The sequence below is a fragment of the Variovorax paradoxus genome, from assembly GCF_000834655.1.
In the GTDB taxonomy this organism is placed as follows: domain Bacteria; phylum Pseudomonadota; class Gammaproteobacteria; order Burkholderiales; family Burkholderiaceae_C; genus Variovorax; species Variovorax paradoxus_F.
The window spans coordinates 179,765-199,322 of record NZ_JXQQ01000119.1 but is presented as its reverse complement, the minus strand read 5'-3'; the positions used below and the strand labels follow the sequence as shown (position 1 = coordinate 199,322).

The following is a 19,558-nucleotide window of genomic DNA, read 5'->3' as shown; positions in this document are numbered from 1 at the left end:
CGGGTAGCAACCGATGGCAACGGTTCAGGTCGCCCTCTGGGTGGTGATAGTGCTGGTCGTGCTTGCGATCCTGTTCGACTTCATGAACGGGTTCCACGACGCAGCCAATTCGATCGCGACGGTGGTCTCCACCGGGGTTCTCAAGCCGGGGCAGGCCGTGGTGTTCGCGGCTTTCTTCAACCTGATCGCGATCTTCATCTTCCACCTGAGCGTGGCGGCCACGGTGGGCAAGGGCATCGCCCAGCCCGGGGTGGTCGACGTGCACGTGGTGTTCGGCGCGCTCATCGGCGCCATCAGCTGGAACCTGGTGACTTGGTACTACGGCATTCCGAGCAGCTCGTCGCACGCGCTGATCGGCGGCATCGTGGGCGCGGTGATCGCCAAGACCGGCACGACCGGCCTGGTGGCCTCGGGCATCTGGAAGACGGTGGCGTTCATCTTCGTGTCGCCGCTCCTGGGCTTCCTCCTGGGCTCGATGATGATGATCGCGGTGGCCTGGGGCTTCAGGCGTGCCACCCCCTCCCGGGTGGACCGCTGGTTCAGGCGGCTGCAGCTGGTTTCGGCCGGTGCCTACAGCCTGGGCCACGGCGGCAACGACGCGCAGAAGACCATCGGCATCATCTGGATGCTGCTGATTGCCACCGGCTACGCTTCGGCGAGCGACGCGACGCCGCCCACCTGGGTCATCGTGAGCTGCTACGCCGCCATCGCGCTGGGCACCATGTTCGGCGGCTGGCGCATCGTGAAGACGATGGGCCAGAAGATCACCAAGCTGAAGCCCGTGGGCGGCTTCTGCGCCGAGACCGGCGGCGCACTGACGCTGTTCCTGGCGACCGCGCTGGGCATCCCGGTGTCGACCACCCACACCATCACCGGCGCCATCGTCGGCGTGGGATCCACGCAGCGCGCGAGCGCGGTGCGCTGGGGCGTGGCGGGGAACATCGTGTGGGCGTGGATCTTCACGATCCCGGCGTCGGCCTTCGTGGCCGCGATCGCCTACTGGCTCAGCATGCAGCTGTTCTGAGGCCGGGCGCCTACTGCGATATTTTTCGGCCTTCCTCGATCTGGTGCTCGAAGTAGCGCTGGAAGCTGAACACGATGCTGGCCATCAGGATCGTGCTGCCGAAGAAGAGCGACAGCACCACGGCGCCGATCGTGAACCAGTTGGTCTGGCCCGGCGCGGCGTCTGCCGGGGCGCTGGTGTTGAAGCGGGCATTCCATTTTTCGGGCGCCATCAGCCCATAGACGATCGCCGTGAGCGCGCAGCCTGCGATGGTGAAACCCAGCAGCGGAATCAGCGCCCAGCTCATGCCGTCGTCCACGCCGTACATGCGCACGCGCTCGATGCCGTAGAGGCCGAGCGCGGTCGGAATGGGCAGCAGCCAGCCCAGCAAATCGCCCATGCCGCGCAGGTAGAAGCGGTGCAGGCCCAGGGGGCCGCCAAGGAAGGAAAGCCAGGCGGCGGTGGTTTTGTTTTTCATTCGGGTTTTGTCGTGCTGCCTTCGCCGAGCACCTTTTCCATCAGGACCACGTCGCGCCATTCGCCGAACTTCCAGCCGCAGTCCTTGAGCACGCCCACGTGCGTGAAGCCCTGGCTGCGATGCACGCCGACGGAGCCGGCGTTGGCCGAGTCGCCGATCACCGCGATCAGCTTGCGGACGCCCACGGCTTCGGCGGCTTGCGAGAGCGCCGCCAGCAGCTTGGCGCCCAGACCCTTGCCGCGTGCTGACTCCGCCATGTAGATCGAGTCCTCCGCCGAGAAACGGTAGGCCGGGCGTGGCTTGAACCAGTTGCAATACGCAAAGCCCAGCAGCTGGCCATCTTCCTCGGCGACCAGGTAGGGCAGTTTCTTGCCCAGCACGTCGGCGCGGCGCGCGGCCATGTCGGCAGCGGAGGGCGCCTCGGTTTCGAAGGTGCCCGTGCCGTGCAGCACATGGTGGGCGTAGATGGCCGTGATGGCCGTGACGTCGTCGTCCCGGCTGGGGCGGATGGAGAGGGTCATGGGTGAAAAAGAGACGGCGCGGGGGCCGAAAATTCGGAGAAAACGCGTAGCGGGCTATAATCGCAGGCTTTTCAGCGTGTCGCTGGCCGGGTGGCCATGTCGCGTGTCTCGACGCTGGAAGAACATTGTGAGCGGGCCTCTTTCTCATCCAACTGGCTCGCTGACCACCCAAGGATAAATCATGGTCGTCATTCGACTCTCCCGCGGCGGCTCCAAAGGCCGTCCGTTCTTCAACATCGTCGTGTCGGACAAGCGCGTTCGCCGCGATGGCCGTTTCATCGAGCGCCTGGGTTTCTACAACCCGACCGCCAAGGAAAACGAAGAAAGCATCCGCATTGCCCAGGATCGCCTGACCTACTGGAAGAGCGTTGGCGCCCAAGCCTCGCCCACGGTCCTGCGCCTGATCAAGCAAGCTGCAGCCGCAGCCCCCAAGGCGGCAGCCTAAGCCGTCACGCACGGCGATGTTGCCCGCACTCGAAGCCGCCGAATTGCCGGCGGACGCGATCGAGGTAGGACGCATCGCCGATGCATGGGGCATCAAGGGCTGGTTCAAGGTCCTGCCCCACAGCGCCCAGCCCGAGGCGCTTTTCTCTTCCAAGCGCTGGTTCCTGCAGGCTCCCGGAGCCTCGGCAAGCACCGCTTTCCGGCTTGCGATCCGCGAAGCCAAAGAACATTCCGACTGCATCGTCGCCTCGTCCGAGGATGTGCCTGACCGCAATGCGGCCGAGGCCCTGCGTGGCGCGCGCGTGTTCGTGCCGCGCTCCAGCTTCCCCACGGCTGGCGACGACGAGTACTACTGGGTCGACCTCATCGGCCTTTCGGTCGTCAACCGCGAAGGCGTCGCGCTCGGCACGGTGCGCGAACTGCTCGCCACCGGCCCGCAGACCACGCTGGTGCTGGCGGCCGAAGAAGACGGCAAGGCCGTCGAGCGGATGGTGCCTTTCGTCTCCGTCTTCGTCGACAAGGTCGACCTGCCTGGCCGTCTCATCACGGTCGACTGGCAACCCGATTTCTGATTCCGCCGACACCGGCTGCGCGCGCATGCGCTTCGACGTCCTCACGCTCTTTCCCGAACTGTTTGCGCCCTTCATGGCCAGCGGTGTGACGCGTCGCGCCTACGAATCGAAGCAGGTCGAGGTCGTGCTCTGGAACCCGCGCGATTTCGCGCAGGGCAATTACAAGCGCGTGGACGACCGGCCCTTCGGTGGCGGTCCCGGCATGGTGATGATGGCCGAGCCGCTGGCAGCCTGCCTCGACGCGGCGCTGGCTGCGCGGGGGGCGGATGCGCCGGTCGTGCTGTTCTCGCCCATCGGCGAGCCGCTGCGCCACGGGGCGGTCGAAAAGTGGTCGGCCAGCGAAGGGGCGGTGCTGGTCTGCGGCCGCTACGAAGGCATCGACCAGCGTTTCATCGACGCACGCGTCACCCATCAGATCAGCCTTGGCGATTTCGTCCTCTCGGGCGGCGAGATCGCGGCCATGGCGTTGCTCGATGCCGTGGCGCGGCTGCAGCCTGGCGTGCTGGGCGACGAAGCCAGCCATGTGCAGGACAGCTTCAACCCTGCGCTCGACGGCCTGCTCGACTGCCCGCACTACACGCGGCCCGAGCAGTGGAACGGGCAGGGCGTTCCGACGCCGTTGCTCTCGGGCCACCATGCGCAGATCGAGCGCTGGCGCCGCGACCAGCGGCTGGCCACGACGTCGGCCCGGCGTCCCGACCTCATCGCCGCCGCCCGCGCTGCCGGCCGCCTGGACAAGGCCGATGAGACGGCACTGAAAAAAAAGCTATAATCTCGGGCTCCCCGATCCTCTGCCCGGCCGCGCCTGGCCTTCTGCACACCCTGGGTGGCAGATACCAACGGCGCCTTTTGTGTAGCCCGACACGATCGAATATCAGGAAATCATGAACCTCATCGAAACCCTCGAGCAGGAAGAAATCGCCCGCCTCGGCAAGAAGATCCCCGATTTCATGCCCGGTGACACGGTCATCGTCAGCGTGAGCGTCGTCGAAGGCACCCGCAAGCGCGTGCAGGCCTATGAAGGCGTCGTGATCGCCAAGCGCAATCGCGGCCTCAACAGCGGCTTCACCGTGCGCAAGATCTCCAGCGGCGAAGGCGTGGAACGTACGTTCCAGACCTACAGCCCGCTGATCGCCGGCATCGAAGTCAAGCGTCGTGGCGATGTGCGCCGCGCCAAGCTGTACTACCTGCGCGATCGCAGCGGTCGTTCGGCACGTATCAAGGAAAAGCTGCCGGGCAAGTCGCAAGCAGCAGCGGCTGCCAAGTAAGCCGTTTTCCTGCAGTGCAAAAAGCCGCCGCTCTGGCGGCTTTTTGCGTTGTTGCTTCCACCCAAAGACAACTTTTCGTTTTTCCGCTCTACTCCTTCATTCCGGCTCCGGCACCTTTCATCTCTTGACCTCCTCATCCACTTCCCTGCAGCAGGACGCCTCCCTCGAACCCGTCAACGCCGTGGCGCTGTCCACGCTGCCGCCGTTCGATCCGCGCAAGGCGCCTTTCGCGGTGAAGAATGAGGGGCTTCAGGCAGTGCCTGCCGCGCAGCTGACGGCCCGAGCCCTGCGCGCGCGTTTCGAGGCGCCGCCGATCTGGACCCCCGAGCTGCGCCGCGAGCCAAGAATGACCGAGCGCGCACCTGCCCAGGCCGCCGTGCTCGTGCCGATCGTGCAGCGCCCGCAAGGCGCGACCGTGCTGCTGACCGAGCGCACCGCGCATCTCTCGACCCATTCGGGGCAGGTGGCATTTCCCGGTGGCCGCGTCGACCCCGAGGACGCGAACCTTGCGGCCGCTGCGTTGCGCGAAGCTTGGGAAGAGGTCGGCCTCTCGGCGCAATACATCGAAGTGCTCGGCAACCTGCCGACCTATACGACGGTCACGTCCTTCATCGTGACGCCGGTGGTCGCGCTGGTGCAGACGGGCTTCGAACTCACCATCAATCCCTACGAAGTCGCCGATGCCTTCGAGGTGCCGCTCGCGTGGCTCATGGACCCGGCCAACCACCGCCATCACACCGTTCCCGCCCCTGACGGCACCAAGCGCCAGTGGTACTCGATGCCCTACCGGGACGGCACCGACGAGCGCTTCGTCTGGGGCGCCACCGCCGGCATGCTGCGCAATCTTTACCGTTTCCTGAGCGCCTGAAGCCCGACTGAACCTCCGGGCTCTCTCGCTATCATCGAAGGATGAGCTTCTTTGCCATCCTGTGCGCGTTGCTGATCGAGCAAGTGAGGCCGCTGGGCCCGCACAACCCCGTGTACGGCACCGTTCTCGCATGGACCCGCTGGACCAGCCGCAATTTCGATGCGGGCAAGCCCCATCACGGATGGATCGCCTGGGGGCTCGCGGTCTTCGTGCCCACGCTCGTGGCGCTCGGTGTGCATTGGCTGCTGGTGCTGACGCTGGGCTTGCCGTTCGCGGTGCTCTGGAGCATTGCGGTGCTCTACGTCACGCTGGGCTTCCGGCAGTTCAGCCACCACTTCACAGACATCCGCGATGCGCTCGACGAGGGCGACGAGCCGCTCGCGCGTTCGCTGCTCGCCCACTGGCAGGGCGTCGATGCCGCCGAACTCAAGCGCAGCGAAATCGTGCGCCACGTGATCGAGCATTCGGTCATTGCTGCGCACCGTCACGTGTTCGGCGTGCTGGCGTGGTTCTCGGTGCTCGCCGCCGTCGGCCTCGGTCCGGCCGGCGCGGTGTTCTATCGGATGAGCGAATTCGTCGCGCGCTACTGGGCCCACAAGAACGGCGCCGCGGTGCAACCGTCGAGCGTGTCCGTGCAGCAGGCGGCCGAGAGCGCCTGGCACGGCATCGACTGGCTGCCTGCGCGCATCACGGCGCTGGGCTTCGCGGTGGTTGGCAGCTTCGAGGAAGCGATCGACTGCTGGCGCAACGACGCCCGGCGCTTTCCGAACGAGAACGACGGTGTGATCCTTGCGGCCACGTCCGGCGCGGTCAATGTGCGCCTCGGCGGTGGTTCGCTGAGCCCCATTCCCGTCACCGACCCGCTGCCGCGCGCGCAGGCCGGCGAATCCGTGATCGACGGCCGCCGGCCCGACAGCGGCAGCACCCCGGGGCGCGAGCCCGAGCCCGGCCACTTGCGCAGCGTGGTCGGCCTCGTCTGGCGCTCGGTGGTGATGTGGATGGTGCTGCTGGCGTTGCTGACGCTCGCCCGTCTGCTCGGTTGAACGGCGCGGTATGACGAGCGAAGTACCGGCCTTCTGGAGCCCGCGCATCGGCGCGCTCGAGCCCTACGTGCCCGGCGAGCAGCCGCGTATCGCGAACCTCGTCAAGCTCAACACCAACGAGAGCCCTTATCCGCCGTCACCGCTGGCCGTCGATGCGATCCAGCAAGCGGCCGCGAGTGGCTTGGAGCGCTATCCCGACCCCACCTCGCTCGCTCTGCGCGAAGCAGTGGCACGCCGGCACGGCCTCGTGGTCGACCAGGTCTTCGCTGGCAACGGGTCGGACGAAGTGCTCGCGCACGCCTTCTTCGCCTTCTTCCAGCAGGCCGAGCCCTTGCTGATGCCCGACGTGAGCTACAGCTTCTACAAGGTCTACGCGCAGATCTACCAGATCGCGTGCGAACTGCAGCCGGTCGACGGGGGCCTGCGCATCAACGTCGAAGCCATGGCGGCGCGTGCACGCGTCGGATGCGCAGGTCTCGTGATCGCCAATCCGAATGCGCCCACGGGCATCGGGCTGCCGCTGTCGCAGATCGAACGGCTGCTTGCAGCCTGTCCCGACCGCGTGGTTCTGGTGGACGAGGCCTATGTTGATTTCGGCGGCGAGAGTGCATTGCCGCTTGTCGACAAATATCCGAACCTGCTCGTGGTGCAGACCCTCTCCAAGTCGCGCTCGCTCGCCGGCTTACGTGTCGGCTTCGCCTGCGGCCAGCGGCGCCTGATCGACGCTTTGGTGCGCGTCAAGGACAGCTTCAACTCCTACCCGCTTGATCGGCTTGCCACGGCGGGCGCGGTGGCAGCGCTGGAGGACGAAGCGTGGTTCAACACCACGCGCGGCAAGATCATTGACACTCGCGAAGGGCTCAGCCTGCAACTCGAAGACATGGGCTTCGAGGTGCTCCCTTCGCAGACCAACTTCGTGTTCGCACGCCATCCGCAGCGCGATGCGGCCGAATTGGCGGCGTTGCTGCGCGAGCGTGCGGTGCTGGTGCGGCATTTCAAGCAGCCGCGCATCGCACAGTACCTGCGCATCAGCATCGGCACGCGCGAGCAGTGCAGCGCACTGGTTCAGGCGCTGCAAGCCATCCTCGGCGCTCAGTAGCGCGTCTGGCTCAATTCGGCGAAGAGCTCGCCGTAGATCTTGTAGCGCGATGCGCTGATCGGGCCCGCATGCGTCGGCGTCTCGACGTTCGTGATGACGCCGCAGCCGGGTTCGTGCAGGTGGGTGCAGTTGTAGAACTTGCAGTCCCCCGTGTGCTCGGCGATATCGGGCATCAACCCGGCGAGCTGCATCGGCTCGATGTGATTCAGGCCGAATTCCTGGAAGCCCGGCGAGTCGATCAGGCCGGTGGTGCGGGCTTCGTCGATCCAGTACCAGGTGGTGCTGGTGGTCGTGTGCTTGCCGGAGTTCAGCGCCTGCGAAATCTCCTGGGTCAGCACGGTCGCGCCAGGCACGAGCAGGTTGGTCAGCGTGCTCTTGCCCGAGCCGGAAGGGCCGAGCACGAGGGTGGACTTGCCTGACAACAGCTTCATCAGCGATGCGTAGTCCGCCTCGCCAGATGCCTTGAGCGAAAGCGGCAGCACGCCGTGGTGCATGCGGCGATAAGGCGCCAGCTTGACCCAGGCGCGCTCGAAGGGCTCGACCAGGTCGCTCTTGTTGAGCGCGATGATCGGCGTGATGCGCTGTGCCTCCGCTGCGATCAGCGCGCGCGCCAGTTGATGCTCCGAAAACTCCGGCTCGGCCGCGATCAGGATCAGCACGTGATCGAGATTGGCCGCGAACGACTTCGTGCGGATCTCGTCCTGCCGGTAGAAGAGGTTGCGCCGGGGCAGCACCTCCTCGATGGTGCCTTCGTCCTCGGTGGCCTGCCAGCGGACGCGGTCGCCGACCACGGCCTGGCTCTTCTTGCCGCGCGGGTGGCAGATCAGCCGCTCGCCCGTGGGCGTTTCGACGAGGCAGTGACGCCCATGGCTGGCAACGACGAGGCCGTCGTGATGCGCCTTCCCCGTGTTGTGCGCAGCGGGGGTGAAGGCGGCGCGGCCGGGCTTAGCCACAGGCGTGTTTCCTCATGCGGCGGGGCTCGCAACCAGCGCGTCGGCCTGCCGTGCGCAATCGAAATCCGTGACCGACAGGCCCTTCACGTCGTGCGTGTTGAAGCGCACCACGCAGCGGTTGTAGTGCACCGACAGGTCGGGGTGGTGGTCCTGCGTGTGCGCCACGAGCGCCAGCGCGTTCACGAAGGCGATGGTCTCGAAGTAGTTGGCGAAGGTGAAGGTCTTCTCGATGGCGACATCGGCGCCGTCGCCGGTGAGCTTCCAGCCGTCGAGCTTGGCGAGGCCGGACACGATCTCGGTGGCGCTCATGGCCTGGCGGGGAGGAAGGTTCTTCCAGTCCTTGGGTTTGAACATGCTGCTCATGAGGGGCTCTGCTGAAAGGTGGGGTGGGTGGTCACGCCGCGGTCATGCGCGCGAGGCGCTCGGAGGCGGGCGGGTGGGAGTAGTAGAACTTGACGAACACCGGATCGGGCGTGAGCGTCGATGCGTTGTCCTGATAGAGCTTGAGCAGGGCGGCGGAGAGGTCGGCGCCGCTGGTCTGCGCGACGGCGTAGGCATCGGCTTCGAACTCGTGCTTGCGCGACAGGCGCGCGGGCAGCGGCGCCACGAAAAAGCCGAAGACCGGCACCGCGAGCATGAACAGCAGCAGGGCCAGCGCGCTGTTGGGCGCGGTCGGCGACATGTTCGGCTGAACGCCCAGGCCGGCATAGAACCACACTTGGGTCGAGACCCAACCCAACAGCGCGAAGCCGGCGAGGCTCAGCGCAAACATCGCGACGAGCCGCTTCACGATGTGGCGGTGCTTGAAGTGGCCGAGTTCGTGCGCGAGCACGGCCTCCACTTCCCCGGCATTCAACTGGCGCAGCAGCGTGTCGTAGAACACCACGCGCTTGCTCGCGCCGAAGCCGGTGAAGTACGCATTCGCATGGGCGCTGCGGGTGCTGCCATCCATCACGAACAAGCCCTTGGCCGCGAAGCCGCAGCGCTTCATCAAGGCCGTGACGCGCGCCTTCAGCGTGGGGTCATCCAGCGGCTTGAACTTGTTGAACAGCGGGGCGATGAAGGTCGGGTAGATCAGCATCAGGAGCAGGTTGAACCCCATCCAGGCAGCCCAGGCCCAGAGCCACCAGAGCGTGCCGGCCGCGCCCATGAGCCAGAGGATCAGCGCCGCGATCGGCAGGCCGATCAGCGCGCCGATCAGCGTCGACTTGACGGTGTCGGCCAGCCAGAGCTTGAAGGTCATCTTGTTGAAGCCGAAGCGCTCTTCGAGCCTGAAGGTCTGCCACAGGGTGAACGGCAACTCGAGCAGGCCGCCGATGGCCGCGAAGGCGGCCAGCAGCACCAACTGCTGCACCATGCCGCCACCAAGCCACACCAGCAGTAGCTTGTTCAGCACGTCGAGTCCGCCGAGCAGCGTCCAGCCCAGCAGCAGCGCCGCGCTCCAGGCCATCTCGACCAGGCCGAAGCGGGCCTTGGCGATCGTGTAGTCGGCCGCCTTCTGGTGCGCGGCGAGCGTGATGGTCTGCGCGAAAGCTTCCGGCACGGTGCCGCGGTGCTGCGCCACATGGCGCACCTGCCGCGAAGCGAGCCAGAACTTCACGACGAGGCCTGCAACGAGCGCGGCCGCGAAGGCGATGGTGAAGATGAGCGAATAGGACATGGAGCGGCGAGTTTAGTCCCCGGTAAATCGGGGCGCAGGCCTTGGGCGACAATCCTTCGATGCCCGAATCCCTTGACCCGACGCCCCCCGCAGCCGCGCCCACCCTGAAGAAAAGTGACCAGAACCTGGTCTGGCTGGACTGCGAGATGAGCGGCCTGGACCCCGAGAAAGAGTTCCTGCTCGAAATTGCCGTGGTCGTCACCGGCCCCGATCTCACACCCCGCATCGACGGCCCCGTGCTCGTCATTCACCAGAGCGACGCCGTGCTCGACGCCATGGACGCCTGGAACAAGGGGACCCATGGCCGCAGCGGCCTGATCGACAAGGTCAAGGCTTCCACGCTGGACGAAGCCGCGGCCGAACAGCAACTGCTGGAATTCATCGCCAAGTACATCCCCCGCAGCGGCTCGCCGATGTGCGGCAACACCATCGGGCAGGACCGGCGCTTCCTGGTCAAGTTCATGCCCAAGCTGGAGGCGTACTTCCACTACCGCAACCTGGACGTCAGCACCCTGAAGGAACTGGCCAAGCGCTGGAAGCCCTCGGCCTACAGTGCCTTCAAGAAACAGCAGGCGCACACCGCGCTGGCCGACGTGCATGAGTCCATCGAGGAGCTCGCCCATTACCGGGAAACCTTCCTTCGCCTGACCGATTGAGAAGAGATTAGGTAAAAACCCGAATCCGTGCCATAATTGCAGGCTTCGCTGATTTGCACTTGTCACAGGACACAGATCAGCGTCTCTTGCATCTCCCTATCTTGCACACCGCGCCCGATCGCATTCGCTGATCAAAAAGGGCCGCAGCCTCAGGCGTTAGCCGGAGGCTGAATGTCGTTGGATGGTTGATGTTTTTAACCACCAACGGGGCGCCGCCTACGGCAGCGCTCGCGTTTGAGATTGATATCTACATGACCGACGCTTTTGAAGCGCAGGGCGAGTTCGCGCCTGTGCAATCCGCTACCAACAACGAATTCACCGCCGCTGTGGACACTGTGTCCGAAGCGCCGATCCTCGAGGCGCTCGATGCAGCCGCCCCTGAGGCCGCAGCGGTCGAACAAGAACCCAGCCTGCCCAACGGTTTCATCCGCCTGGGCCTCGCACCCGAACTGATCGCCGCCGTGGCCGACCTGGGCTTCACCCAGCCGACCACCGTGCAAGACAAGGTGATCCCGCTCGCCATGGGCGGCGAAGCCGGCCAGGACGGCAAGGCTCGTTTCGTCGACCTGATGGTCTCCAGCCAGACTGGTTCGGGCAAGACCGCAGCCTTCCTGCTGCCCGTGCTGCACACCCTCCTTAAGCGCCAGGCCGAAGCCGAAGCCGAAGCCAAGGCCGAATTCCAGCGCCTGGCCGCCGAAGCCGCTGCCCGCGGTGAAGCCGCGCCGAAGAAGCCCAAGCGCAAGGACCCGACCAACGCCCGCCACTTCAAGGCCGCCACCCCCGGCGCCCTGATCCTGTGCCCGACGCGCGAACTCGCGCAGCAGGTCGCGCACGACGCCATCGAGCTGGTCCGCCATTGCCGCGGTCTTCGCATCGCCAACGTGGTGGGCGGCATGCCTTACCAGTTGCAGATCGCCAAGCTGCAGAACGCCGACCTCGTGGTTGCCACTCCCGGCCGTCTGCTCGACCTGCAACGCTCGCAGCAACTCAAGCTCGACCAGGTCAAGTTCCTGGTGGTCGACGAAGCCGACCGCATGCTCGACCTGGGCTTCTCCGACGACCTGGCCGAAGTCAACCAGCTCACCATCGAGCGCCAGCAAACGATGATGTTCAGCGCCACCTTCGCGCCGCGCATTCAGCAACTGGCCCAGCGCGTGATGCGCGAGCCGCAGCGCGTGACCATCGACAGCCCGCAGGAAAAGCACGCCAACATCAAGCAGTCGCTGTACTGGGCCGACAACAGCCAGCACAAGCGCAAGCTCCTCGATCACTGGCTGCGCGACACCAGCATCAACCAGGCAATCGTGTTCGCCAGCACGCAAGTCGAGTGCGACGGGCTCGCCAACGACCTGCAGCAGGAAGGCTTCAGCGCCGTGGCGCTGCACGGCGCCCTGAGCCAGGGCCTGCGCAACCGCCGCCTGATGGCACTGCGCCAGGGCCAGGTACAGATCCTGGTGGCCACCGACGTTGCCGCCCGCGGCATCGACGTGCCGACCATCACCCACGTCTTCAACTTCGGCTTGCCGATGAAGGCCGAGGACTACACCCACCGCATCGGCCGCACCGGCCGTGCAGGCCGCGACGGCCTGGCGATCACGTTTGCCGAGTTCCGCGATCGCCGCAAGATCATGGACATCGAGCAATACAGCCGCCAGCAGTTCAAGGCTGAAGTGGTTGCCGGCCTCGAGCCCCAACAGCGCATGCCGCAATCGCGTCCCCCGATGGGCGAGTACCGCGGTGGCCGTGGCGACAACCAGTCGCGCGACCGCAAGTTCGGCAATGGCGGCGGCGGTGGCTACCGCGGCAACAACGGCGGCGGCTATGCCGGTGCCAGCGGTTTCAACGACCGCAATGCACGCGGCCCGGCGCCGAGCCAAGGTCACCAGGGCCCGCGTGGCTTCCAGGGCGGCAACAACGCCGGCTTCGGCGGCGGTCGTGACGACGGCGGCAACAACGGCGGTGGCGCAGGCTACGGCCGCAAGCCGGGCTGGGGTGACAGCGCCCCGCGCGGCGGCCACGGCCAGGGTCACCACGGTGGTGGTCGCGGCGACGGCGGTTTTGCTCCCCGTGAAGGCTTTGCGCCCCGCGAAGGTTTCGCGCCGCGCGGCAATGGCGCCGGTCATGGCGGCCCGGGCAAGGTGTTCGTGCCCCGCGACGCACAAAAGCGTGCGTTCAAGCCCTCGCGCTGATCCATTGCAGAGCGGCCGGCCGGTCGCTTCGCCCCAAAAGAAAGCCCGCGCTTCGAAAGAAGCGCGGGCTTTTTCATTGCGGGTTTCCGAGAGGCCCATCGCTTCGGTATTTGATTGACATCTGAATCGATGAAAAGTAATGTAATGACGCATTGCTCCCCGGTCCGCGCCGCGGCTGCCGGTTCATCGACATCTGCTTTTCAAATTTCCGAACATGAAAATTGCGATTCTTGGCGGTGGCCACGGCGCCTACGCAGCCGCCGCAGACCTGTCTGAAGCCGGTCACGAGGTGCGCTTGTGGCGCCGCGATGCCGCAGCGCTCGAGCTGGTCATGCAAGCCGGCGCGATCACGCTGAAGGATGTCGACGGCGCGCGCGAAGTGCCGCTTGCACTCGCCACGGCCGATATTGCGGCAGCGCTCAAGGGCGCCGAGCTGATCGTCATCCCCACGCCCGCCATTGCCCAGCACGACATCGCTGTGGCCATGGCCCCGCACCTGGTCGACGGCCAGGTCGTCTTCCTGCCGCCAGGCACCTTCGGCAGCTACGTGATGGCGCGTGCGGTGAGGCAAGCCGGCAACCGCGCAGACGTGGCCTGGGCCGAGACCGGCACCTTGCCGTACCTCGCACGCAAGCACGGCGATCGCGAAGTGAACGTCACGATCCGCGCGATCCGCCTGCCAACCGGCGTGTACCCGGCGCGCAAGGAGGCCGGGGCGATCGCGGTGATCCGCAAGGCCTACCCGGCCGTGCACGGCTGCGGCAACGCGCTCTCGGGTGCGCTGATGAACGCCGGCCCTGTCATCCATCCGCCGCTGATGGTGATGAACGCTGCCCCGCTGCAGCACTTCGAGCGCTGGGACATCCACAACGAAGGCACCCAGCGCGCGGTGCGCGACGTGACCGACCGGCTCGACCGTGAGCGCATGGCCGTGCGAGAGGCCTTCGGACAGGGCGCGCCGCACTATCCGCTGGCCGATCACTACAACAACGACCAGTGGATGTACGGCGATGCGCACAAGCAACTGGTCAAGTCGGGCGACTGGCGCGAGAACATCGACCTGCACACGCACCGCTACATCACCGAAGACACCGAGCTCGGCCTGGCCTTCCTCGCTTCGGCCGCGCGCCGTGCGGGCGTGGACGCACCCATCGCGCACGGCCTGCTGGCCATCGTGGGCGGCTTTCTCGGTCGCGACCTTCGCCACGGCCCGCGCACTTTCGAAAGCCTCGGCCTCGCCGACCTGAGCGCGGCGCAGCTCGAAGAGAGGCTGCACGATGGCGAATGAGCGCGCGCTGCCCCGCTTTGCGGCCGTCGGCGCCGGCCGCATGGGGCGCGGCATCGCGATCGCGTTCGCCTATGCCGGCCACCGCATATCGCTGATCGACCTGCGCCCGCGCGGCGACGACGCGTGGCAGCGCCTGCGCGACGAGGCGAAGGCCGAGATCGAAGCCAGCCTCGCTGGGCTCGCGCAACTGGGCGTGATCGACGCCGCGCAGATCCAGCGCATCGCGGAGCGCGTGGACTTCGTGAACGCGGCTGCAGCCCCGCAGGCGCTGGCCGCCGCCGCGCTGGTGTTCGAAGGCGTCCCCGAAACCTTGGAAGCCAAGCGCGAAGCCTTCGAGCACCTCAACCGTCACTGCCGCGACGACGCAATCCTCACGTCGACCACCAGCAGCATCCTGGTGACGCAGCTTGCGGCGCTGGTGCGGCTGCCCGAGCGCTTCCTCAACATGCACTGGCTCAATCCGGCCTACGTGATCCCCGTGGTGGAACTCAGTTGCCACCCGGGCACCGACGCTGGCGTGCTTGCGCGCACCAAGGCGCTGATGGAAGCGATCGGCAAGCTCCCCGTGGTCTGCGGTGCCTCGCCCGGCTACATCGTGCCGCGCCTGCAGGCGCTGGTGATGAACGAGGCGGCCCGCATGATCGAGGAGGGCGCAGCCACCGCCGAGGAAATCGACAAGGCAACGCGCTACGGCCTCGGCCTTCGATTCGCCGCGCTTGGCGTGGTCGAGTTCATCGACTTCGGCGGTTGCGACATCCTGCACCACGCGAGCCGCGAGATGTCTGCCTCGATCGACAAGGGCCGCTACACCGCGCCGGCCATCGTCGATCGCATGGTCGCCGAGGGGCGGCTCGGCCTGAAAAGCGGCAGCGGCTTCTACGACTACGAGGGCCGCGACATCGCTGCCTATCGGCGCGACGTGCTTTCGCGCACCCTCGGTGAACTCAAACACGCGGGCCTCTGGCGCGCGCCCGCCTTCGAGACGCTGTCATGACGATCCGCCGCGCTTTTGCCGACCTGTCGGTGGGGCAGGTGCACTACGCGACGTGCGGCGATGCAGATGCGCCCGCCGTCCTGCTGCTTCACCAGTCGCCGCGCAGCTGGGCCGAGTACCGCGCGGTGCTTCCGCTGATCGGCGCGCATTGCCGCGCCATCGCGATGGACACCGTGGGCTTCGGCGATTCCTCGGACGGTGGCGTGCCCGCGAGCATCGGGCAATGGGCGCGCGTGGCGTGCGAACTGCTCGACGCGCTGGGCATCCGGCAGGCTGATGTCGTGGGCCATCACACCGGCGGCGTCGTCGCGGTCGAACTCGCGGCTGCATTCCCCGATCGCGTGCGCGGCCTGGTGCTGTCGTCCACGCCTTACACCGATGAGCCCTTTCGCCTCGCGCGCGCCCGCAGGCCGCCCATCGACGAGGTCGCGCCGAGCGAAGACGGAAGCCATCTCGCCGCACTGTGGCAAAAGCGCCAGGGCTTCTATCCAGTGGGGCGGCCCGAGTTGCTCGAAGCCTTCGTGCTCGATGCGTTGAAGGTCGGTCATCGCGTGGAGGAGGGCCATCGGGCCGTCGCGTCCTATCGCATGGAAGACCGCATCGGCCGCGTGACGCAGCCTGTGCTCATCGTCCGCGCCACCGACGATCCGTTTGCCGCGCCGCATGCGGCCGAGTTGCAGCACCATCTGCCGCAGGCGCGCATCGTCGACATCGAAGGCGGCATGGTGCCCTTGCCGGACCAGATGCCCGAGGCCTTTGCGCGCACCGTGTACGACTTTCTCAGAGAGCTGCCATGAAGGCCATCCGCATCCACGGCTTCGATGCAGTGCCCGTGCTGGAAGACGTGGCCGATCCCGTTGCGCGCCCCGGTCGCACTATCGTGCGCATGCAGGCCGCCACGGTCGGCCACATCGACCGCACCGTGTGGCGGGGCAGTTTCCTGCGGCACCCGCCGTTGCCCTACACGCCGGGTGTGGAAGCTGCCGGCATCGTCGTCGCGAGCGAACGCTACGAGGCCGGGCAACGCGTGTGGCTGCGCGGCAGCGGCCTGGGTACCCTGTTCGACGGCACCTGGTGCGAACTGATCGATGCGCCGGACGAAGCGCTTGGCCTCTTGCCCGACGCGTTGTCGATGACGATCGGTGCCGCGTTCTTCTCGCCCACCACATCGGCTTGGGTGGCGCTGCACGAGGTTGCGAAGCTGCAGGCCGCAGAGCAAGTGCTGGTCACGGGCGCGAGCGGCGCGGTCGGGTCGCTCGTGATGCAGCTTGCGCGCGATGCAGGGTGCGAGGCAACGCCGGTCGATCCGGACACCGCGCCCGCTGCCGCCAGCGCCGACCTGCTCATCGACACGGTCGGCGGCAATGTCCTCGCAGCGTCTCTGCCTGCGGTACGGCCCGGCGGTCGCGCCGTGCTGATCGGCTACACCGCAGGCCCCACGCTGCAACTGGACATCGCGCATTTCCTACAGCGCGACGTCGCACTGCTGCCGCTCAACATGTTCAGGCGGGAGCCGGCGGGCCGTGCCGCGGCGCCCGAACTGCTCGCGCGATTGGCCGATGGCCGCCTGCATCTCGATGTGCAGAGCTTCGCGCTGGCCGACGCCGCCAAGGCGCTCGAATGGATCGCGCAGCGCGGCCATCGCGGCCGCGCAGTGCTCGTGCCCTAGGCCCCGTCAGTCTTCTTCGGGCTCCGGCTCCTCGAGCGGCACATGCACGTGCAGTTCGATCATCCGTCGCAGCGTCTCCTTGAGTTCTTCGGCCCGCCGCAGGCCGAAGGGCTCGAGCACGCGCCGCTCATGCTCGCGCGCCAGTTCCATCAGATGCTCTACCGCCTTCAGCCCCTTGCGCGTGATGCGCACCAGTGTGATGCGGCGGTCACTTTCGTGGGGCAGGCGCTCCACCTGTCCCCGCGATTCCATGCGATCGAGCAGGCGCGTCACCGTCGGCTGCTTGGTCACGGTGACCTGCGCGAGCTGGCCGATGCTGATTGGCTCGCTGCCTGCGAGCGACGCCATCACACGCCACTCCGACACCGAGAACCCCTGCTGGCGCGCCACCTCGTGGAACTCCGAGGAAATCAGCTGGCTCGCCTGCGCGAGCAGTGCCGGCAGGTAGTCCTCAACGAAGCGAATCGATTCGGCGGGAGGTTCTTGTTCAGCCATGAAGGCACCTCACAGCCAGGCACGTCAAACCAGCTTCGGGCACGCCGCTTGCATGTCTAGGGTAATTCATGATTGTGGATACATTCATTTGTCAACATTATAGAAAGCGTGATGTGGCACCTGAAGCGCATCCTCCCACGAGAAAGAAGAAGGACCCACATGGCTGAGCGTTCGTTCGTCGAGGAAGTCAAGAAGCTGCGGCTTTCTGGCGGAGATGTGTTTCGTGGTGAAGGCATTCTGGCGGTCACCAAGGCCTTGCTGGAGTCAGGCGTTTCCTACGTCGCGGGATACCAGGGCGCACCCATCTCGCACCTGATGGATGTGCTGGCCGATGCGCAGGACATCCTCGCCGAGCAGGGCATCCGCTTCGAGAACAGCGCGAGCGAAGCTACCGCCGCCGCCACGCTCGCGGCCTCGGTCAACTACCCGCTGCGCGGCGCCGTCACCTTCAAGGCGACCGTGGGCACCAACGTCGCCTCCGACGCGCTGGCCAACCTCGCCTCGGGCGGCGTGACCGGCGGCGCGCTCATCATCGTGGGCGAGGACTACGGCGAAGGCTCGTCGATCATGCAGGAGCGCAGCCATGCGTTCGCGATGAAGTCGCAGATCTGGCTGCTCGATCCGCGCCCCAACCTGCCGAGCATCGTCGATGCGGTGAAGACGGGTTTCGATCTCTCCGAAGCCAGCAACACGCCCGTGATGCTGCAGCTGCGCATCCGCGCCTGCCACGTGCACGGCCACTTCATCGCAGGCGACAACAGGCGCGCGAAGTTCACGCTGCAGGAGGCGCTGGAGAACCCGCAGCGCGACGTCAGCCGCATCGTGCTGCCGCCCGCGAGCTTTGTACACGAACAGGAGAAGGTGAAGGACCGCTGGCCCGCCGCGGTGCGCTTCATCGAGGAGCGCCAGCTCAACGAGTTCTTCTCCGAAGACGCCGACGACATCGGCATCATCGTGCAGGGCGGCAGCTACAACACGCTGCTGCGCGCGCTCGAGCGGCTCCAGCTCGCCGATGTGTACGGCAACACCAAGGTGCCGCTCTACGTGATGAACGTCGCGTACCCCGTCATCGAGAGCGAGGTCATCCGCTTCTGCGAAGGCAAGCGCGCGGTGCTGATCGTCGAAGAGGGCCAGCCCAATTTCGTCGAGCAGAACCTTGCCACCATCCTGCGCCAGGCGGGCTCGACCACCGCTCTGCATGGCAAGGACATGCTGCCGGTCGCGGGCGAGTACACATCTTCCGAACTGCTCAAGGGCGCGCGCGCTTTCTGCGAGCGCTACGAGCGCCTCGCGCCGCTGCCGGTGCCCGTGCCGGTGCGCAAGGTGATACCGCTCAAGGAGGTGGCCGCCATCGGCGTCGATGCGGCGCCCGAACCAGCCATTCCATCGTCCGCACTCGGCGATGTCGTGCACGCCCGCCCACCGGGCTTCTGCACCGGCTGCCCCGAGCGCCCGATCTTCAGCGCGATGAAGCTGGTCGAGCGCGAACTCGGCGCGCACCACGTGAGCGCCGACATCGGCTGCCACCTGTTCTCGATCCTGCCGCCCTTCAACATCGGCAACACCACCATGGGCTACGGCCTCGGCGGTGCGGGCGCTTCGGCGCTCAATGCGCCGGCCGGCAAGCGCGCCATCTCGATGATGGGCGACGGCGGCTTCTGGCACAACGGCCTCACCAGCGGCGTGGCGAACTCGGTCTTCAACAAGAGCGACAACCTCACCATCGTCGTCGACAACAACTACACCTCGGCCACGGGCGGGCAGGACATCCTCTCGTCGAACGCCGTCAACAAGACGCGCAGCACCGGCCACGAGATCGAGCGCGCCGTGCGCGGCGTGGGCGTGGAGTGGGTGAAGACGCTGCGCCGCACCTACGACGTGGCCGGCATGCGCGATGCGTTGAAAGAAGCGCTCACCACCACCAAGAAGGGCCCCAAGGTCCTGATCGCGCAGTCGGAGTGCATGCTCAACAAGCAGCGCCGCGAAAAGCCGCTGGTGCGCAAGGCCATCGCTGATGGCAAGCGCATGGTGCGCGAGAAATTCGGCGTCGATTCCGACACCTGCACCGGCGACCACTCGTGCATCCGCCTGTCGGGCTGCCCCTCGCTCTCCATCAAGCCCAACCCCGATCCGCTGCGCACCGACCCGGTCGCGGCCGTGCTCGACAGCTGCGTGGGCTGCGGCGTGTGCGGCGAGGTCTCGCATGCCGCGGTGCTGTGCCCCTCGTTCTACAAGGCGCAGATCGTGAGCAACCCCACCGGTTGGGACAAGCTGCGCGAGCGCGTGCGCAGCGCCGTCATCGGCTGGCTGCAGCGCGGCGAAGCACGCCGCCGCGAAGCCTATGCGTTCTGAAGCGAT

The 19,558-nt window shown here is 66.6% G+C and carries 21 protein-coding genes; 15 read left to right on the top strand and 6 right to left on the bottom strand.

Annotation, left to right across the window (positions count from 1 at the left end; genetic code table 11):
* Positions 1 to 13: 13 nt before the first annotated feature.
* Positions 14 to 1,024 carry an inorganic phosphate transporter gene (locus RT97_RS30135; protein WP_042582529.1) on the top strand — a complete coding sequence of 337 codons (1,011 nt, stop codon included), beginning with the start codon at positions 14 to 16 and terminating at the stop codon, positions 1,022 to 1,024.
* Positions 1,025 to 1,034: 10 nt separating this feature from the next.
* Here the strand turns inward: RT97_RS30135 and RT97_RS30130 are convergent, their stop codons facing one another.
* Positions 1,035 to 1,481 (bottom strand): hypothetical protein, encoded by a 447-nt coding sequence (locus RT97_RS30130; protein ID WP_042582528.1) that lies wholly within the window; start codon positions 1,479 to 1,481, stop codon positions 1,035 to 1,037.
* A complete protein-coding gene (locus RT97_RS30125) occupies positions 1,478 to 2,002 on the bottom strand; it encodes a GNAT family N-acetyltransferase (protein WP_042582527.1) in 525 nt (174 codons plus the stop codon). Before RT97_RS30125 ends, RT97_RS30130 begins: the two co-directional genes overlap by 4 nt.
* A gap of 181 nt (positions 2,003 to 2,183) precedes the next feature.
* On the opposite strand from RT97_RS30125, the gene rpsP reads away from it, so the two are divergent.
* The 7 genes from rpsP (at position 2,184) to hisC (ending at position 7,296) form a co-directional block, all read left to right on the top strand.
* On the top strand, positions 2,184 to 2,447 hold the full coding sequence (gene rpsP / locus RT97_RS30120) for a 30S ribosomal protein S16 (RefSeq protein WP_013540078.1): 264 nt from the start codon (positions 2,184 to 2,186) through the stop codon (positions 2,445 to 2,447).
* Between the two features lie 16 nt (positions 2,448 to 2,463).
* Positions 2,464 to 3,018 carry a ribosome maturation factor RimM gene (gene rimM / locus RT97_RS30115; RefSeq protein WP_042582526.1) on the top strand — a complete coding sequence of 185 codons (555 nt, stop codon included), beginning with the start codon at positions 2,464 to 2,466 and terminating at the stop codon, positions 3,016 to 3,018.
* 25 nt (positions 3,019 to 3,043) lie between these two features.
* The gene (gene trmD / locus RT97_RS30110) at positions 3,044 to 3,790 is read left to right on the top strand and encodes a tRNA (guanosine(37)-N1)-methyltransferase TrmD (protein WP_042582525.1); all 747 of its coding nucleotides are present in this window, start codon (positions 3,044 to 3,046) and stop codon (positions 3,788 to 3,790) included.
* Between the two features lie 112 nt (positions 3,791 to 3,902).
* Positions 3,903 to 4,286 (top strand): 50S ribosomal protein L19, encoded by a 384-nt coding sequence (gene rplS, locus RT97_RS30105; protein WP_042582524.1) that lies wholly within the window; start codon positions 3,903 to 3,905, stop codon positions 4,284 to 4,286.
* A gap of 124 nt (positions 4,287 to 4,410) precedes the next feature.
* Positions 4,411 to 5,154: a CoA pyrophosphatase gene (locus RT97_RS30100; protein ID WP_042582523.1), complete on the top strand. Its 744-nt coding sequence runs from the start codon at positions 4,411 to 4,413 to the stop codon at positions 5,152 to 5,154.
* Between the two features lie 41 nt (positions 5,155 to 5,195).
* Positions 5,196 to 6,197 (top strand): CobD/CbiB family protein, encoded by a 1,002-nt coding sequence (locus RT97_RS30095; RefSeq protein ID WP_042582522.1) that lies wholly within the window; start codon positions 5,196 to 5,198, stop codon positions 6,195 to 6,197.
* A 10-nt stretch (positions 6,198 to 6,207) separates the two neighbouring features.
* The gene (hisC, locus tag RT97_RS30090) at positions 6,208 to 7,296 is read left to right on the top strand and encodes a histidinol-phosphate transaminase (RefSeq protein WP_042582521.1); all 1,089 of its coding nucleotides are present in this window, start codon (positions 6,208 to 6,210) and stop codon (positions 7,294 to 7,296) included.
* Here hisC and rsgA read toward each other — a convergent pair.
* The 3 genes from rsgA to RT97_RS30075 are packed head-to-tail and all read right to left on the bottom strand — an operon-like array spanning position 7,290 to position 9,909.
* Entirely contained in the window at positions 7,290 to 8,249 is a 960-nt protein-coding gene (gene rsgA, locus RT97_RS30085) for a ribosome small subunit-dependent GTPase A (RefSeq protein ID WP_042582520.1), read from the bottom strand. The two genes, hisC and rsgA, sit on opposite strands and share 7 nt — an antisense overlap.
* A 12-nt stretch (positions 8,250 to 8,261) precedes the next feature.
* A complete protein-coding gene (locus tag RT97_RS30080; RefSeq protein ID WP_042582519.1) occupies positions 8,262 to 8,612 on the bottom strand; it encodes a 4a-hydroxytetrahydrobiopterin dehydratase in 351 nt (116 codons plus the stop codon).
* A gap of 31 nt (positions 8,613 to 8,643) precedes the next feature.
* Positions 8,644 to 9,909 carry a M48 family metallopeptidase gene (locus RT97_RS30075; RefSeq protein WP_042582518.1) on the bottom strand — a complete coding sequence of 422 codons (1,266 nt, stop codon included), beginning with the start codon at positions 9,907 to 9,909 and terminating at the stop codon, positions 8,644 to 8,646.
* A gap of 59 nt (positions 9,910 to 9,968) precedes the next feature.
* On the opposite strand from RT97_RS30075, the gene orn reads away from it, so the two are divergent.
* The 6 genes from orn (at position 9,969) to RT97_RS30045 (ending at position 16,705) form a co-directional block, all read left to right on the top strand.
* A complete protein-coding gene (gene orn, locus RT97_RS30070; RefSeq protein ID WP_042582574.1) occupies positions 9,969 to 10,565 on the top strand; it encodes an oligoribonuclease in 597 nt (198 codons plus the stop codon).
* A gap of 251 nt (positions 10,566 to 10,816) precedes the next feature.
* Positions 10,817 to 12,754, top strand: a complete 1,938-nt coding sequence (locus tag RT97_RS30065; protein ID WP_042582517.1) for a DEAD/DEAH box helicase — start codon at positions 10,817 to 10,819, stop codon at positions 12,752 to 12,754.
* A 214-nt stretch (positions 12,755 to 12,968) separates the two neighbouring features.
* Positions 12,969 to 14,042 (top strand): NAD/NADP octopine/nopaline dehydrogenase family protein, encoded by a 1,074-nt coding sequence (locus RT97_RS30060; protein WP_042582516.1) that lies wholly within the window; start codon positions 12,969 to 12,971, stop codon positions 14,040 to 14,042.
* Entirely contained in the window at positions 14,032 to 15,036 is a 1,005-nt protein-coding gene (locus RT97_RS30055; RefSeq protein ID WP_042582515.1) for a 3-hydroxybutyryl-CoA dehydrogenase, read from the top strand. The genes RT97_RS30060 and RT97_RS30055 overlap by 11 nt, the downstream gene beginning before the upstream one ends.
* The gene (locus tag RT97_RS30050) at positions 15,033 to 15,833 is read left to right on the top strand and encodes an alpha/beta fold hydrolase (protein ID WP_042582514.1); all 801 of its coding nucleotides are present in this window, start codon (positions 15,033 to 15,035) and stop codon (positions 15,831 to 15,833) included. Before RT97_RS30055 ends, RT97_RS30050 begins: the two co-directional genes overlap by 4 nt.
* A complete protein-coding gene (locus tag RT97_RS30045) occupies positions 15,830 to 16,705 on the top strand; it encodes a quinone oxidoreductase family protein (RefSeq protein ID WP_042582513.1) in 876 nt (291 codons plus the stop codon). The genes RT97_RS30050 and RT97_RS30045 overlap by 4 nt, the downstream gene beginning before the upstream one ends.
* Positions 16,706 to 16,711: 6 nt before the next feature.
* On the opposite strand, the gene RT97_RS30040 is transcribed toward RT97_RS30045, so the two are convergent.
* Positions 16,712 to 17,200 carry a MarR family winged helix-turn-helix transcriptional regulator gene (locus RT97_RS30040; RefSeq protein WP_042582512.1) on the bottom strand — a complete coding sequence of 163 codons (489 nt, stop codon included), beginning with the start codon at positions 17,198 to 17,200 and terminating at the stop codon, positions 16,712 to 16,714.
* A gap of 159 nt (positions 17,201 to 17,359) precedes the next feature.
* On the opposite strand from RT97_RS30040, the gene RT97_RS30035 reads away from it, so the two are divergent.
* The gene (locus tag RT97_RS30035; RefSeq protein WP_042582511.1) at positions 17,360 to 19,552 is read left to right on the top strand and encodes an indolepyruvate ferredoxin oxidoreductase subunit alpha; all 2,193 of its coding nucleotides are present in this window, start codon (positions 17,360 to 17,362) and stop codon (positions 19,550 to 19,552) included.
* Positions 19,553 to 19,558 lie beyond the last annotated feature (6 nt).